The following is a 14418-nucleotide window of genomic DNA, read 5'->3' on the forward strand; positions in this document are numbered from 1 at the left end:
GTCTCCTAGCGGGCGCGGTTCAGGGTCTGCAGGGCGGCCTTGAGCAACTGCCCCACCTGCGGCGCCCCTTCGGCCGCCTCGGCCTGCGGTGCTACGGCGGCCACGGCCTCGTCGGCCTCGCGGGTGGCGTATCCGAGGCCGATGAGGGCCGCGTGCAGTTGGTCGCGCCAGCCGCTGGTGACCGGGGCGCCGATCGCCGGGGCGGACCCCACCGGGGCGCCGAGCCGGTCCTTGAACTCCAGCAGCAGCTTCTGCGCGCCCTTCTTGCCGATGCCGGGCACGGCCATCAGCGCCTTCTCGTCACCGGCGGCCACGGCTCGCCGTAGCGCGTCCGGTGTGTGCACGGCCAGCATCGCCTGCGCGAGCCGCGGGCCGACGCCGGTCGCGGTCTGGAGGAGCTCGAAGATCTGGCGCTCGTCGTCGTCCACGAAGCCGTACAGGGTGAGCGAGTCCTCGCGTACGACGAGCGAGGTGGCGAGCTTGGCCGGCTTGCCGAGGCGGAGCGTGGACAGCGTGTTCGGCGTGCACTGGATGGCCATCCCGACACCGCCGACCTCGACCACCGCGGCGTCGGGAGCGAGTGCGGCGACCGTGCCACTGACGAAGGCGATCATGCGGTACGGCCTTTCGATGCGTTCGGAGTCTTGGCCGCGTGCAGGGCGACGGCCTGCTGAAGTCGGTTCTGGGCGACCGCCTGTTGGAGGCGATTCTGCGCGGGGGCCCGCCAGATGTGGCAGATCGCGAGGGCGAGGGCGTCGGCCGCGTCGGCGGGCTTGGGGGGCGCGTCGAGCCGTAGCAGCCGGGTCACCATGGCGCCGACCTGCGCCTTGTCGGCGCGTCCGCTGCCGGTGACGGCGGCCTTGACCTCGCTGGGGGTGTGCAGGGCGACCGGGATGCCGCGCCGGGCGGCACACAGCATGGCTACGGCGCTGGCCTGGGCGGTGCCCATCACCGTCCGTACGTTGTGCTGGCTGAACACCCGCTCCACGGCGACGAATTCGGGCCGGTGCTCGTCCAGCCACGCTTCGATGCCCTGCTCGATGGCGACGAGCCGCAGCCCCAACTCGGCGTCCGCCGGGGTCCGTACGACACCGACGCCGACCATGGTGAGCGGCCGGCCGGCGACACCTTCGACGACACCGACGCCGCATCGGGTGAGACCGGGGTCCACCCCGAGTACACGCACGCGCCCCTCCCTTCGATCACCTGTTTGTGCAGGCTATCGGGTCCCACCGACAAAGCGACGGGCCGACGGGTGTGTCCCGTCGGCCCGTTGAGCCGCTTGGTCGGCCTCAGCTCACGGCAGCGCTACGCGTCGACCTTCTCCATGACCTCGTCGCTGACGTCGAAGTTGGCGAAGACGTTCTGCACGTCGTCGCTGTCCTCCAGGGCGTCGATCAGCTTGAAGATCTTGCGGGCGCCGTCCTCGTCGAGCTCGACCTGCATGGTCGGGACGAAGTTGGCGTCGGCGGAGTCGTAGTCGATCCCTGCGTCCTGGAGAGCGGTGCGGACCGCGACCAGGTCGGTGGCCTCGGAGATGACCTCGAAGGACTCACCGAGGTCGTTGACCTCTTCGGCACCGGCGTCGAGCACGGCACCGAGGACGTCGTCCTCGCCCAGCTCGCCCTTGGGGACGATGACGACGCCCTTGCGGTTGAAGAGGTACGACACGGAACCGGGGTCGGCCATGTTCCCGCCGTTGCGGGTCATGGCGACGCGGACGTCCGAGGCGGCGCGGTTGCGGTTGTCGGTGAGGCACTCGATGAGCACCGCGACGCCGTTGGGGCCGTAACCCTCGTACATGATCGTCTCGTAGTCGGCGCCACCGGCTTCGAGGCCGGCGCCACGCTTGACCGCGGAGTCGATGTTCTTGTTCGGGACCGAGCTCTTCTTGGCCTTCTGGATGGCGTCGAAGAGCGTCGGGTTGCCGGACACATCGGCGCCACCGGTGCGGGCCGCGACCTCGATGTTCTTGATCATTTTCGCGAAGAGCTTGCCGCGCTTGGCGTCGATCACGGCCTTCTTGTGCTTCGTCGTAGCCCATTTAGAGTGGCCGGACATCTGCCTGTCTCCTTCGCGTAACCCAACTCTTTACGAACCCCAGAGATCCTACTAGGACCCCGGAGCCAGGTTCGCGCGCACCATGTCGACGAACAGGGAGTGCACGCGGTGGTCGCCGGTCAGTTCCGGGTGGAACGACGTGGCGAGCGCGTTGCCCTGGCGGACCGCGACGATGTGGCCCTCGTGTTCGGCGAGGACCTCCGTCTCGGCACCGACGGACTCGACCCAGGGGGCGCGGATGAAGACGCCCTCTACAGGATCGCCCTCCACGCCCTCCACGTCGACAGCCGCTTCGAAGGACTCGTTCTGCCGTCCGAAGGCGTTGCGGCGCACGATCATGTCGATGCCGCCGACCGTCTCCTGGCCCGAGCGCGGGTCGAGGATCTTGTCGGCGAGCATGATCAGGCCGGCGCAGGTGCCGTAGACGGGCATACCGGCGCGCACGCGTGCGCGCAGGGGGTCCATCACTCCGAAGAGGACGGCCAGCTTGGAGATGGTGGTGGACTCACCCCCGGGGATGACGAGGCCGTCCACCTCGGCGAGTTCCTCGGGGCGCCTGACCTGCCTGGCCACGGCGTCGGCCGCGGCCAGGGCGATGAGGTGCTCCCGTACGTCGCCCTGGAGGGCCAGGACGCCTATGACAGGTGCGTCGGTCATGTGTGCGAAACCCTTTGGTCTTACCAGCCGCGGTTGGCGTAGCGCTCGGTCTCGGGGAGGGTGTCGCAGTTGATGCCGACCATGGCCTCGCCGAGGTTGCGGGACGCGTCGGCGATGATCTTCGGGTCGTCGTAGAAGGTGGTCGCCTTCACGATGGCGGCGGCGCGCTTGGCCGGGTCGCCGGACTTGAAGATGCCGGAGCCGACGAAGACGCCCTCGGCGCCGAGCTGGCGCATCAGCGCGGCGTCGGCGGGGGTGGCGACGCCACCGGCGGAGAACAGCACGACCGGGAGCTTGCCGAGTTCGGCGACCTCGCGGACGATCTCGTACGGGGCGCGCAGTTCCTTGGCGGCGGCGTACAGCTCGTTGTTGTCGAAGCCGCGCAGCTTGGCGATCTCGTTCTTGATCTGGCGCAGGTGGCGGACCGCCTCGACGACGTTGCCGGTGCCGGCCTCGCCCTTGGAGCGGATCATGGCGGCGCCCTCGGCGATGCGGCGCAGGGCCTCGCCCAGGTTGGTGGCACCGCAGACGAAGGGGGTCGTGAAGGCCCACTTGTCGGAGTGGTTGACCTCGTCGGCCGGGGTGAGGACCTCGGACTCGTCGATGTAGTCGACGCCGAGGGACTGCAGGACCTGGGCCTCGACGAAGTGGCCGATGCGGGACTTGGCCATGACCGGGATGGAGACCGCCTCGATGATCTCCTCGATCATCGTCGGGTCGGACATCCGGGCCACGCCGCCGTCCTTGCGGATGTCGGCGGGAACCCGCTCCAGGGCCATGACGGCCACGGCACCGGCGTCCTCGGCGATCTTCGCCTGCTCGGCGTTGACCACGTCCATGATCACACCGCCCTTGAGCTGCTCGGCCATACCGCGCTTCACACGCGCGGTGCCGGTCTCGGGAGTCTGGGCAGAGCTGGGGGTGCTGGACACGGGGTGACCTCACTCGGTGAAAGAGGGTTGCTGCACTACCGAGGAAACGCGAGAGATGCAGGCCACAGCAAGGGCCAATGAACACCCGGTGGATCGTTTTCGAACCGCTGTGCGCCTCCCTCCGGGGGTTCAGCGGGGGATCGTGTCGGGGGTAGGGGCTCAGGTGGGCGCGTCTGGGGTGCTGCGGTCTGGCGTGGGCTGCCCCGTTTTGCCACCCGCTGCTGCGGCCGAATGTCACGGCCTTCTCCCCCTCACCTGAGCCGGTGCGTGCCCGGGGTCTCAACGGCGGGCCCTGCTGGGGGCGCGGATCCAGGTGCGCCCGTCTGTCGTGTTGCTGACGGCTGCCAACTCCCCGTCTCGCCACCCGCCGCGGCAGCGGGATGTCACGGCCGCGCCGCCCCACAGCCGCACGCGCCGCCCTCACCGGCGTTGGTGCGCGCCCTGGCATCTCAGCGGGCGACCATGCGGGGGTACGGGCTCAGATGTGCCCGTCTGCCGTGCCGTGGCCGGCTGCCGACTCCCTCGTCCCGCCACCCCCGGCGGCAGCGGCAGCCGGATGTCACGGTCGCGCCGCCCCACAGCCGCACGCGCTGCCCTCACCGGCGTTGGTGTGCACCCTGGATCACACCGGCAGATCATGCCGCGGACGCGGGCTCAGGCGCACCCGTCTGCCATGCCGTGGCCGGCCACCGACTCCCACGTCCCGCCACCCCCGCGTCGGCAGCAGCAGCGGCCGAATGTCACGGCCTCCTCCCCCCCACCGGAACCGGTGCATGCCCGGGGCCTCAGCGGCGGACCATGGCGCGGGCGCGGCCCAGGTGCACGACCGGTGCATCCCCGTCGCGCCGGCCGCCGTGTCGGCATCAACAGCCGATGCCGCAGCCCTCCGCCTCACAGCCGTAGGCGCCGCTTGCCGGAGCCGGCGTATGCCCCGGACCTCACCGGCGGGCCACGCCATAGACACGGACCCGGGCGCGCCCGCCTGCCGTACTTTCAGCGGCCACCGCCTGCCCAGTCTCACCACCCGCCGCAGCAGCATCGCCCGATGTCACACACCCTCCGCCTCGGAGCCGCCCACACCCCGCGCAGCCCGCCGAGGCAGGTCGGTCCCCCAGTTCCCGTCGCCCTACCCCTCCGGGCGGTCCTACGCCGCCCGGTCCACCAGTGCCGTCGGCGGCTCGTCGTCCATCTCGAAGGCCATCGGGAAGGGGGCGTGTCCGGCCAGGTGGAACCAGCGGACCTTGCGGTGTTCACGCAGGCGCCGGGCCGCGCCCACGGCGTCGTTGTGGAAGCGGCGGGCCATCGGGACGCGTCGTACCGCCTCGGCCAGTTCGCGGGCCGCCGCCTCGCCGCCCGGTGCCTCCCGGACGCCCTCCACCTGTGGGGCCTCCGCGAAGACCGCGCGCAGGGCCTGGCTCAACTCGCTCTCGGCGACCTCCCGTTGCTCCTCCTCGGCCTGCCGGGCGGCGTGCGCGGCCTCGTAGAGGACGATCGATGCGGCCGGGTCGAGAACGCCGGAGGTGGCCAATTCCTGGGTCACCGAGGCGCGGCGCAGCAGTTGGGCGTCAAGTGCCGCGCGGGCCGCGTCGATCCGGGTGTGCAGCCGGTCGAGCCGTCCCGCGGTCCAGCTCAGGTACAGGCCGATGGCCAGGAGGGCGGCGAGGATCCAGATCAGGGTTGCGGTCACGGGCGGCAAGGCTACCCGCCCGCGGCCACCGCCCCGTCAGGTCCCACGCGCACCGGAAACCACCGTGCCCCATGGACGAGTCGGGGGTGTTCTTCGAGCGGGCGGCGGCCCGGTAGCGGTGACGGCAGGAAGCGCGGCAGGGGTGCGAGCCGCCGTACCACGTACTCCCACTCGGCCTCAGTGGACAAACCAGCCCCCCTCCCAGGCGCAGTTGGCGAGCGCGTACAAACGGAGCGGTTCAACGCTGGCTCTCCGGACGGAGCCTTCGGCGTCCTCCAGGTAGCCCTCGTCGAACGCGTCGCCCAAAGGGAACTCACCGCCGGGGAGGGCGATCGGGCAGGTGTCGTCGGCGAATCGACCACTCGGCACGGCGAGTTGGAAAAGCCAACTGCCCTCCGGCCGCCCCGGCCCGGTGAGTTGGAAAAGCGAACTCGCCTCCCCGCGCGCGGGCCCGCACCAGGCCCCCCTCGTGGTCGTCCCCGCCCCGCCCGGCAGCACTCTCAGTCGCGGGCCAGTCCGAACCGCGCCCGGAGTCCGGTGCGTTCGTCGGTGGCGACGGCCGCCGCGCCCGCGGCCACCGTCTCGTAGACGGACAGGATGTCGGCCCCGACGGTGGACCAGTCGAAGCGCCGGACATGCGCGCTCCCCTGCCGGCTCAGCCGCGCCAGCCGCTCGGGGTCCCGCAACAGCCGTACGGCCGCCTCGGCGAGCGCGTCCGCGTCCTCGTTGGTGAACAGCTCGCCGGCCGCACCCTGGTCCAACACCTGGGCGAAGGCGGGCAGGTCGGAGGCGAGCACCGGGGCGCCCGCCGACATGGCCTCGACGAGGATGATGCCGAAGCTTTCGCCGCCGGTGTTGGGAGCGACGTAGAGGTCGATGCTGCGCAGGAAGCGGGCCTTGTCGTCGTCGCTGATCATGCCGAGGAACTCGACGCGTGAGCGCAGTTCCTTGGGCAGCGTCTCGACGGCCTCCTCCTCGTCGCCGCGTCCGGCGACCAGGAGCCGGGCGTCCGGGCGCTCGGCGAGGATCTTCGGCAGGGCCTTCATCAGCACCGGGAGGCCCTTGCGGGGCTCGTCGATACGCCCTATGAAGCCGATCGTCTCTCCCTGCCACTCGGGCTTGGGCTCGGCGCGGGCGAAGAAGTCGACGTCGACGCCGTTCGGGATGACCACCGCGTCCCCGCCGAGGTGTTCGACGAGCGTGCGGCGGGCGTACTCGCTCACGGCGATCCGCGCGCTGATCTTCTCCAGAGCGGCCTGGAGGATGGCGTACGCGGCGAGCATCGCCCGGGAGCGCGGGTTCGAGGTGTGGAAGGTCGCCACGATCGGGCCCGAAGCCGCCCAGCAGGCCAGCAGGCCCAGGGACGGCGAGGTCGGCTCGTGGATGTGGATGACGTCGAACTCGCCGTCGTGCAGCCAGCGTCGGACCCGGGCGGCCGACAGGAAACCGAAGTTGAGCCGGGCCACGGAGCCGTTGTACGGCACCGGTACCGCGCGGCCGGCCGAGACGACGTACGGCGGCAGCGGGGTGTCGTCGTCGGCCGGAGCCAGCACGGACACCTCGTGGCCGAGCCGGATGAAGTACTCGGCGAGGTCTCTGATGTGGAACTGGACGCCGCCCGGCACGTCCCAGGAGTAGGGGCAGACGATGCCGATCCTCACGAGGGTCCCTTCGTGGGATCGAGATCCGCGAGCCACAAGCGCTGCAGCATGTGCCAGTCCTCCGGGTGGTCGGCGATGCCGGTGGCGAAGGCGTCTGCCAGCGCCTGTGCCATGACAGACGTCTTCTCGGCCCGATCGCCTGACTCGGGCACCTCGACCGGCGGATGGACCTGCCCCCGCATGACCGGCGAGTCGTCGTACCAGAGCGTCACCGGGAGCAGCAGCGCTCCCGTCTGCTGGGCGAGGAGGGCCGGTCCGGCGGGGATCCGGGTGGCCTCGCCGAAGAACTTGACCTCGACCCCGGAGGCGGACAGATCGCGTTCGGCGACCAGGCAGACCAGGCCGCCGTCGCGCAGCCGCCGGGCGAGCGTGCCGAAGGCGGTGCCGCCGCTGTGCGGGAGGACCTCCATGCCGAGGCCCTCGCGGTAGGCGACGAAGCGGTCGTAGAGCGTCTCCGGCTTGAGGCGTTCGGCCACCGTGGTGAACGGGGTCTCCAGCGCGGTGGTGACCCAGGCGCCGGCGAGGTCCCAGTTGGCCATGTGGGGCAGTGCGAGGATGACACCGCGGCCGGAGGCGATGCCCTCGGTCAGGTGGTGCACGTCCTTGGGGTCGAAGCCCGTCCTGACGCGCTCGGCGCTCCATGCGGGAAGCCGGAAGGACTCCATCCAGTAGCGCAGGTACGACCGCATGCCCGCGCGCGAGAGCTCGGCGAGCCGCTCGGGGCTCGCGTCGGGGACCACGCGCGCGTAGTTGCTCTCCAGCCGTCGTACGCCCTTGCCGCGCCGCTTCCAGGCGAGGTCGGCGACGGTGCGGCCGAGCCGGACGGCCACCGGCTCGGGGAGCTTCTTGACGACGCTCCAGCCGGCGCCGTACAGCGCGTCCGTCAGCCGCTCCTGGGCACTGCTCACGGAGTCGCCCCGCTGCTGTGCTGTTCCGGGGCCTCCTGGGCCGCCGTGGCGTCGGCCTCGGCGGCCTCCCGGCGGACCGTGACGACCCGCTGGATCAGCGTGACCAGGCTGCCCACGGCGACGATCCACAGGGCGACGGGCAGCAGCCACTGGATGCCCGGGACGCCGAACTTGTGGAGGCCCGCGAGACCGCACGCGACCAGCGAGATCACGAGCCGCTCGGCCCGCTCCACCAGACCGTTGACGGCCACCGGCAGGCCGATCGACTCGCCGCGCGCCTTGGTGTACGACACCACCTGACCGCTGGCCAGGCAGAAGATCGAGACGGCGCACAGGGCGATGTTGTCGCCGCCGCCCGCATACCAGAGGGCCAGGCCGCCGAAGACCGCGCTGTCGGCGACCCGGTCGAGCGTGGAGTCCAGGAACGCGCCCCAGCGGCTGGAGCGGCCGAGCTGGCGGGCCATGTTGCCGTCGACGAGGTCCGAGAACACGAACAGCGTGATCACGACCGTGCCCCAGAAGAACTCGCCCATGGGGTAGAAGACCAGCGCGCCCGCGACCACTCCGGCGGTGCCGAGGAGGGTGACCGTGTCGGGGCTGACGCCCCGGCGGATCAGAAACGCGGCGAACGGCGTGAGGACACGCGTGAAGAATGCACGCGCGTACTTGTTCAGCATGGCCTTCCCGAGGGTCGGTGTCGCCGCGCGGCCCCTGCTGGCCACCGGCTGGCCCATCGTAGCCACGCGCGCGCGTGGGCGACGGCCGGGCACCCGTGCGCCCATGTTTTGAATGGCTGCAGCACGACTCGATGCCATCGGTGTCGGCGGTCGGATCGCGTCCGCTGTATGGACGCACCGTGACGGGAGTGGAAAGCTCGAACCACCGCGGGCGTCATCGGAGCCGCCACCGCACGCGGCTGCGTGTGTCCGCGCCCACAGTGACCTCACCGTGCACGGGAGGCAAGGCCATGGGCGACAAGGCGAACGCACACCCCGGAGCCGCCGGCAGGGCTACGGCGGCCGACCACCCCGCGTCCGTACGGAATGTGGTGCTGGTCGGCCACTCCGGATCGGGCAAGACGACTCTGGTGGAGGCCCTCGCGCTGACCGCGGGGGCGGTGAACCGGGCGGGCCGCGTGGAGGACGGCGGCACCGTCTCCGACTACGACGAGATCGAACACCGGCAGCAGCGCTCGGTGCAGCTCTCCCTGGTGCCCGTCGACTGGGACGGGTACAAGGTCAATCTTCTCGACACCCCCGGGTACGCCGATTTCGTCGGCGAGTTGAGGGCCGGTCTGCGCGCGGCGGACGCGGCCCTCTTCGTCGTCTCGGCCTCCGACGGCGTGGACGGCTCGACCCGCATGGTGTGGGAGGAGTGCGCGGCGGTCGGCATGCCGCGCGCCATCGTCATCACGCATCTGGAGTCCGCCCGCGCGGACTTCGAGTCGATGACCCGCCACTGCGCGGAGGCGTTCGGCGCGGACGACCCCGACGCCGTACTCCCGCTGTACCTGCCGCTGCACGGCGCGCCGGGTCCTGACGGGCACGCGCCCGTGACCGGTCTGGTCGGGCTGCTGTCGCAGAAGCTCTTCGACTACGCGTCCGGGGAGCGCAAGGAGTCCGAACCCGGGCCCGACCAGCAGCCGCGGATCGAGGAGGCCCGCAACCGGCTCATCGAGGGGATCATCGCGGAGAGCGAGGACGAGACCCTCATGGACCGCTATCTCGGCGGCGAGGAGATCGACGTCAAGACGCTGATCGGCGACCTGGAACGGGCCGTCGCGCGCGGGGTGTTCTTCCCGGTTCTGGCCGCCGCCCCCGCCGCCGAGGGCGCCCGGCAGGGCCTCGGCACGGTCGAGCTGCTGGAGCTGATCACAGGGGGCTTCCCGACCCCGCTGGAGCGCGAGGCACCCGGGGTCACCACGGTCGACGGCAGGGCGCGCGTGCTGAAGACGTGCGACCCGAACGGGCCGCTGGTCGCCGAGGTCGTGAAGACCGCCTCCGACCCGTACGTCGGCCGGGTCTCCCTGGTGCGTGTCTTCTCCGGGACGCTGCGGCCCGACGCGACCGTCCATGTCTCCGGGCACGGGCTCGCCGACCGCGGGCACGAGGACCACGACGTCGACGAACGCGTCGGCGCCCTCTCCGCACCCTTCGGCAAGCAACAACGGGCGCTCACGCACTGCATCGCGGGCGACCTCGCCTGCGTGGCGAAGCTGGGCCGCGCGGAGACCGGGGACACCCTCTCGGCCAAGGACGACCCGCTCCTGATGGAGCCCTGGGAGATGCCCGACCCGCTGCTGCCGCTCGCCATCCAGGCGCACAGCAAGGCGGACGAGGACAAGCTCTCGCAGGGCCTGAGCAGGCTCGTCGCCGAGGACCCCACCATGCGCCTGGAACAGAACCAGGACACCCACCAGGTCGTCCTGTGGTGCCTCGGCGAGGCCCACGCGGACGTCGCCCTGGAACGGCTGCGCAGCCGCTACGGCGTCCAGGTCGACCTCGTACCGCACAAGGTCTCCCTACGGGAGACGTTCGCCGCCAAGGCGCAGGGGCGCGGCCGGCATGTCAAACAGTCCGGTGGACACGGGCAGTTCGCGATCTGCGAGATCGAGGTCGAACCGCTGCCGGGCGGCACGGGCATCGAGTTCGTCGACAAGGTCATCGGCGGCGCGGTGCCCCGGCAGTTCATCCCGTCGGTGGAGAAGGGCGTAAGGGCCCAGGCGGCAAGGGGAGTCGCGGCCGGCCATCCCCTTCTCGACGTACGGATCACGCTCCTGGACGGCAAGGCGCACTCGGTGGACTCCTCGGACGCCGCGTTCCAGACGGCCGGCGCGCTGGCGCTGCGGGAGGCCGCGGCCGACGCGAAGATCCATCTCCTGGAACCGGTGGCCGAGGTGACCGTGCTGGTCGGCGACGACTACGTGGGGGCCGTGATGAGCGACCTCTCCGGGCGGCGCGGCCGGGTGCTCGGCACCGAGCAGACGACCGGCGGGCGCACGCTGATCCGGGCGGAGGTGCCGGAGATCGAGATCGGCCGCTACGCCGTAGACCTCCGCTCCCTCTCGCACGGCACGGCCCGCTTCAACCGCGCCTACGCCCGCCACGAACCGATGCCTCCACAGATCGCCGATCGGATCCGCGAAAAGGCGGGCGACGTATAGGAGTTGATACCGGGCGGCTCACTCGTGGCGCGCGGCGACCCGCAAGTGGCCTGTATGGAGCGCTCCCTTCCGCTTCGGCGGGCGGTTTATGCCGTCCGCCGACGGATGTCGGTGATGGCCGATACGCTGATGACCTGATCAACAGGTGTGCGGAGCACGGAAGTCGGGAAAGCCGCAGAAGCGGGAGCAGCGGCGATCGGGGGCGGGAATGACCGTTGACAGCGGTTACGCGGACATCTTCGGACCACAGGTGCCGCGTACCGGCGACGAGGGGCAGACGGCGACCTTCGCGCTGGCCTCGGCGGCCTACCGGGACAACCCGGTGGCGGACATCAAGAAGGCCGACAACGAATGGCACCAGACGGCCGTCAACGAGGGCCGCAAGTGGGCGACGATCTTCCGCCCCAACCTCGGTGAGGCGTTCTCCGGCGCCCTGGTGGCCCGCATGCTCGGCCCCGGACGCAAGCCGCTCATCCAGTCGTTCGGCACCGAACCGCAGGCCGTCGTCGAGCACGCCCTGGCGGCCAACAACATCCGCCGCGCGCGGGACAACAGGCTGTCCATGATCATGGTGCTCTGCGGCCTGCTGTTCCTGCCCGGACTCGTCGTCTGGCTGCTGGTCTTCCAGTTGCGCAGCCTGATCGACAAGCGCACCCAGACGAACAAGAGGGCCGGCGCGATCGCCACGACCCTGCTCGTCGCGGTGGGCGCGGTCGCCGTGATCTTCCTGATCAAGATGCCCTTCGCGGGCTTCTGGTCCTGGTACGCACGCGCGTGCGTCGTCCTCCCCGTGGTCGGCTGGCTGTGGGCCAAGCAGGTCTGCGAGAACACCGCGAAGGATCTGCGCGAGCGCTGGGGCAGCCTGCTGTCGGGCAGCAGCGTCGGCGCCAAGGTCCCCGAGGCGGTGCCGACCAGCCCCGGCGAGACCCAGGCCGAGCAGCTCCGCCAGTCCCTGGCCAAGCTCAGCGCCGAGCAGCAGTCCAACTCGATCTTCTACGCCGGGCCCAAGGGCATCCTCGGCATGGGCACCCGCTGGGGCAGTTGGCAGCTCGCCGAGGACCTGATCGCGCGCGACGCCGACCGGGAGATCCACCCCTTCCGCAGTTGGGACGTCATCCGCAACATCCACGACGACCTGCGGATGCTGGAGCGGAACACGATCAACACCGGCGGCTTCCCGAAGGCGTCCATACGCCACTGGGTCGTGACGCCGATCGGTGAGGGCGCCAAGGCCGTGTCCCGGCCCGAGGGCACGGACGTGGACGCGTACCAGGTCAAGTCGCACGCGATACAGGACATCTGCAACAAGCAGCAGTTCGGCGCCGGCGACCGCCACTACCTGGGCGTCCAATGGACGCTCTGGGAAGGGCAGTTGGTCATCACCATGATGATCACGGTCACCGTGCTGCACAAGACGCTCCGCATCGAGATCACCGGGCACGCCCTGGGCCCCGTGAACTCGCTGTTCACCGGAAAGCCCGAGGCCCCGACCAAGAGCGTCCAGAAGACCTTCAAGCCGTGGGAGAACCGCAGCGTCAAGCTCCCCCTCGTCCCCGCCGACGAAGTGGTGCGCCTCGCGGTCCGCGCCCCGATCACCTGGTACCCGCCGCTGCTGAACTGGCTCGGCGGCTCCATATCCCTGCCCGAGCCGTTCGGCCTGCGGCACGCCTGGGCCGACCAGCCCTGGCGCCACCGCTTCATGGCGGACGACGCGCTGCGCGCCGCGACACCGGTCCTGCGCGTGGTGCACGCGGCGGCGATCCGGGTCCTCGACGAGAACGGCGTCGACACGGAGAAGTTCGGCAACCGCTCGTCGGTCCTCAGCGGAGGGGTGCAGGACGTGTCACCGAGGAAGGCCGACCTCTACGACGCGTAGGCCTCCGGCGGCTGAGCGGGTGACGTGCGGGTGAGTGGGGGTGCGGTCCCTGGGGACTGCGCCCCCAGACCCCCGCTGTCGGCCTGGACGGCCTCGTCCTCAAACGCCGGACGGGCTGACTTTGCGGGCCCGCGCCGGAAAGGCGTCGGACGGCCCGCGATTCACACCGTGGGCCACGCGTCCGCCAGCATCTTCCGTGTGTCCGCGAGGAGTTGGGGCAGCACCTTCGTGTGGCCGACCACCGGCATGAAGTTCGTGTCGCCGCCCCAGCGCGGGACGATGTGCTGGTGCAGGTGGGCGGCGATACCCGCGCCCGCCACGCTCCCCTGGTTCATCCCGATGTTGAAGCCGTGGGCGCCTGACGCGGTGCGCAGAGCCGTCATCGCCTGCTTGGTGAGCGCCGCGAGTTCCACGGTCTCCGCGTCGGTCAGGTCGGTGTAGTCGGCGACATGGCGATAGGGCACGACCATCAGATGGCCGCCGTTGTACGGGTACAGATTGAGCACCCCGTACACCAGCTCACCGCGCCTGACGATCAGCCCGTCCTCATCCGATTTCGCCGGAATCGAGCAGAAGGGGCAACCGTCGTCGGCACCGGGGCCGGTCGGCTTGTTCTCGCCCTGGATGTAGGCCATCCGATGGGGCGTCCAGAGGCGCTGGAACGCGTCCGGGGTGCCCACTCCGATCTGCTGCTCCGGCTCACTCGTCATGCAGGAAAGCATATGGCTTCGCCCGTTCGCGGCGTGTCGCCGGGGTTGCGCGAAACGCCTCCCGGGCCAAGCTGGGCCGATGGACGACGACAGCCGCACGGCCCGCTGGGAGCAGCACACGGAGGTCCCCCTCGCCGTGGCGTCCCTTGTCTTCCTCGCCGCGTACGCCGTGCGCATCCTGGCCCACGGCCTGCCGGACACCGGGCAGGACATCTGCCTCGCCGTGCTGTTCGCCGCCTGGGCGCTCTTCGCCGTCGACTACGCGGTGCGCTGGCGACTGAGCGGCCGGCGGCTGCGCTTCGTCCGCACGCACTGGCTGGACACCCTGGTCCTGCTCCTGCCCCTGCTGCGCCCGCTGCGGGTCGTCAAGGTGTACGAGGCCGTGCAGCGCCGGCACGGACAGCCCCGGCTCGCGCTGCACGCGCGCGTGATCGTCTACGCCGGCCTGTCCACCGTCCTGCTGGGCTTCGCCGGCGCCCTCTCCGTCTACCACGAGGAATACACGGCCCCGGGCGCGACGATCAGGACGTTCGGCGACGCCGTGTGGTGGACCTGCGCGACCTTCGCGACCGTCGGCTACGGAGACGTGGCCCCCGTCACCCCGCTCGGCCGCCTGATCGCCGTAGGAATGATGGCCATCGGCCTGGCCCTGCTCGGCGCGGTCACCGGAACCTTCGCCTCCTGGCTGCTCCAGGTCTTCGCCCGGGAGGACGACGAGAGGCCCCCGGGGAGCTGAGCTCTCCCGAGGGCCTCCCGAAGCCGA

Annotated in this window: 14 protein-coding genes; 3 read left to right on the forward strand and 11 right to left on the reverse strand. The window is 70.9% G+C overall.

The features are described from left to right. Window positions 1–5: 5 nt before the first annotated feature. The 10 genes from ruvA to pgsA all read right to left on the reverse strand — a co-directional run bounded on the left by ruvA (window position 6) and on the right by pgsA (window position 8640). Complete coding sequence (ruvA, locus tag OG223_RS11260) at window positions 6–614, reverse strand: Holliday junction branch migration protein RuvA (RefSeq protein ID WP_019059777.1); 609 nt, start codon at window positions 612–614, stop codon at window positions 6–8. Beyond that, complete coding sequence (ruvC, locus tag OG223_RS11265; RefSeq protein ID WP_329246026.1) at window positions 611–1186, reverse strand: crossover junction endodeoxyribonuclease RuvC; 576 nt, start codon at window positions 1184–1186, stop codon at window positions 611–613. The genes ruvA and ruvC overlap by 4 nt, the downstream gene beginning before the upstream one ends. 122 nt (window positions 1187–1308) lie before the next feature. Beyond that, the gene (locus OG223_RS11270; protein WP_329246029.1) at window positions 1309–2061 is read right to left on the reverse strand and encodes a YebC/PmpR family DNA-binding transcriptional regulator; all 753 of its coding nucleotides are present in this window, start codon (window positions 2059–2061) and stop codon (window positions 1309–1311) included. Window positions 2062–2112: 51 nt separating this feature from the next. Beyond that, a complete protein-coding gene (pdxT, locus tag OG223_RS11275; RefSeq protein WP_329246032.1) occupies window positions 2113–2718 on the reverse strand; it encodes a pyridoxal 5'-phosphate synthase glutaminase subunit PdxT in 606 nt (201 codons plus the stop codon). 20 nt (window positions 2719–2738) lie between these two features. Beyond that, complete coding sequence (gene pdxS / locus OG223_RS11280; RefSeq protein ID WP_200686525.1) at window positions 2739–3650, reverse strand: pyridoxal 5'-phosphate synthase lyase subunit PdxS; 912 nt, start codon at window positions 3648–3650, stop codon at window positions 2739–2741. A 1144-nt stretch (window positions 3651–4794) separates the two neighbouring features. After that, the gene (locus tag OG223_RS11285; RefSeq protein WP_329246036.1) at window positions 4795–5337 is read right to left on the reverse strand and encodes a hypothetical protein; all 543 of its coding nucleotides are present in this window, start codon (window positions 5335–5337) and stop codon (window positions 4795–4797) included. 177 nt (window positions 5338–5514) lie between these two features. Next, window positions 5515–5706 carry a hypothetical protein gene (locus tag OG223_RS11295; protein ID WP_329246039.1) on the reverse strand — a complete coding sequence of 64 codons (192 nt, stop codon included), beginning with the start codon at window positions 5704–5706 and terminating at the stop codon, window positions 5515–5517. A gap of 131 nt (window positions 5707–5837) precedes the next feature. Beyond that, entirely contained in the window at window positions 5838–6998 is a 1161-nt protein-coding gene (locus OG223_RS11300; protein WP_329246041.1) for a glycosyltransferase family 4 protein, read from the reverse strand. After that, the gene (locus OG223_RS11305; protein WP_329246044.1) at window positions 6995–7906 is read right to left on the reverse strand and encodes a phosphatidylinositol mannoside acyltransferase; all 912 of its coding nucleotides are present in this window, start codon (window positions 7904–7906) and stop codon (window positions 6995–6997) included. Before OG223_RS11305 ends, OG223_RS11300 begins: the two co-directional genes overlap by 4 nt. Then, on the reverse strand, window positions 7903–8640 hold the full coding sequence (pgsA, locus tag OG223_RS11310; RefSeq protein ID WP_078622984.1) for a phosphatidylinositol phosphate synthase: 738 nt from the start codon (window positions 8638–8640) through the stop codon (window positions 7903–7905). The genes OG223_RS11305 and pgsA overlap by 4 nt, the downstream gene beginning before the upstream one ends. A 233-nt stretch (window positions 8641–8873) precedes the next feature. Here pgsA and OG223_RS11315 point away from each other — a divergent pair, with 233 nt between their 5' ends. After that, the gene (locus OG223_RS11315; RefSeq protein ID WP_329246046.1) at window positions 8874–11069 is read left to right on the forward strand and encodes an elongation factor G-like protein EF-G2; all 2196 of its coding nucleotides are present in this window, start codon (window positions 8874–8876) and stop codon (window positions 11067–11069) included. Between the two features lie 208 nt (window positions 11070–11277). Next, the gene (locus OG223_RS11320; protein ID WP_329246049.1) at window positions 11278–12945 is read left to right on the forward strand and encodes a hypothetical protein; all 1668 of its coding nucleotides are present in this window, start codon (window positions 11278–11280) and stop codon (window positions 12943–12945) included. Between the two features lie 161 nt (window positions 12946–13106). On the opposite strand, the gene OG223_RS11325 is transcribed toward OG223_RS11320, so the two are convergent. Then, a complete protein-coding gene (locus tag OG223_RS11325) occupies window positions 13107–13667 on the reverse strand; it encodes an HIT family protein (RefSeq protein ID WP_329246052.1) in 561 nt (186 codons plus the stop codon). Between the two features lie 67 nt (window positions 13668–13734). Here OG223_RS11325 and OG223_RS11330 point away from each other — a divergent pair, with 67 nt between their 5' ends. Then, complete coding sequence (locus OG223_RS11330) at window positions 13735–14391, forward strand: ion channel (protein WP_329246055.1); 657 nt, start codon at window positions 13735–13737, stop codon at window positions 14389–14391. Window positions 14392–14418: the final 27 nt, after the last annotated feature.

This window comes from Streptomyces sp. NBC_01478 (assembly GCF_036227225.1).
In the GTDB taxonomy this organism is placed as follows: Bacteria; Actinomycetota; Actinomycetes; order Streptomycetales; family Streptomycetaceae; genus Streptomyces.

Bases quoted from the DNA above. Each gene is read 5' to 3' on its own strand.
- ruvA (WP_019059777.1), bottom strand. From the start codon at position 614: ATGATCGCCTTCGTCAGTGGCACGGTCGCCGCACTCGCTCCCGACGCC.
- OG223_RS11270 (WP_329246029.1), bottom strand. From the start codon at position 2,061: ATGTCCGGCCACTCTAAATGGGCTACGACGAAGCACAAGAAGGCCGTG.
- pdxT (WP_329246032.1), bottom strand. From the start codon at position 2,718: ATGACCGACGCACCTGTCATAGGCGTCCTGGCCCTCCAGGGCGACGTA.
- pgsA (WP_078622984.1), bottom strand. From the start codon at position 8,640: ATGGGCCAGCCGGTGGCCAGCAGGGGCCGCGCGGCGACACCGACCCTC.
- OG223_RS11315 (WP_329246046.1), top strand. From the start codon at position 8,874: ATGGGCGACAAGGCGAACGCACACCCCGGAGCCGCCGGCAGGGCTACG.
- OG223_RS11320 (WP_329246049.1), top strand. From the start codon at position 11,278: ATGACCGTTGACAGCGGTTACGCGGACATCTTCGGACCACAGGTGCCG.
- OG223_RS11325 (WP_329246052.1), bottom strand. From the start codon at position 13,667: ATGCTTTCCTGCATGACGAGTGAGCCGGAGCAGCAGATCGGAGTGGGC.
- OG223_RS11330 (WP_329246055.1), top strand. From the start codon at position 13,735: ATGGACGACGACAGCCGCACGGCCCGCTGGGAGCAGCACACGGAGGTC.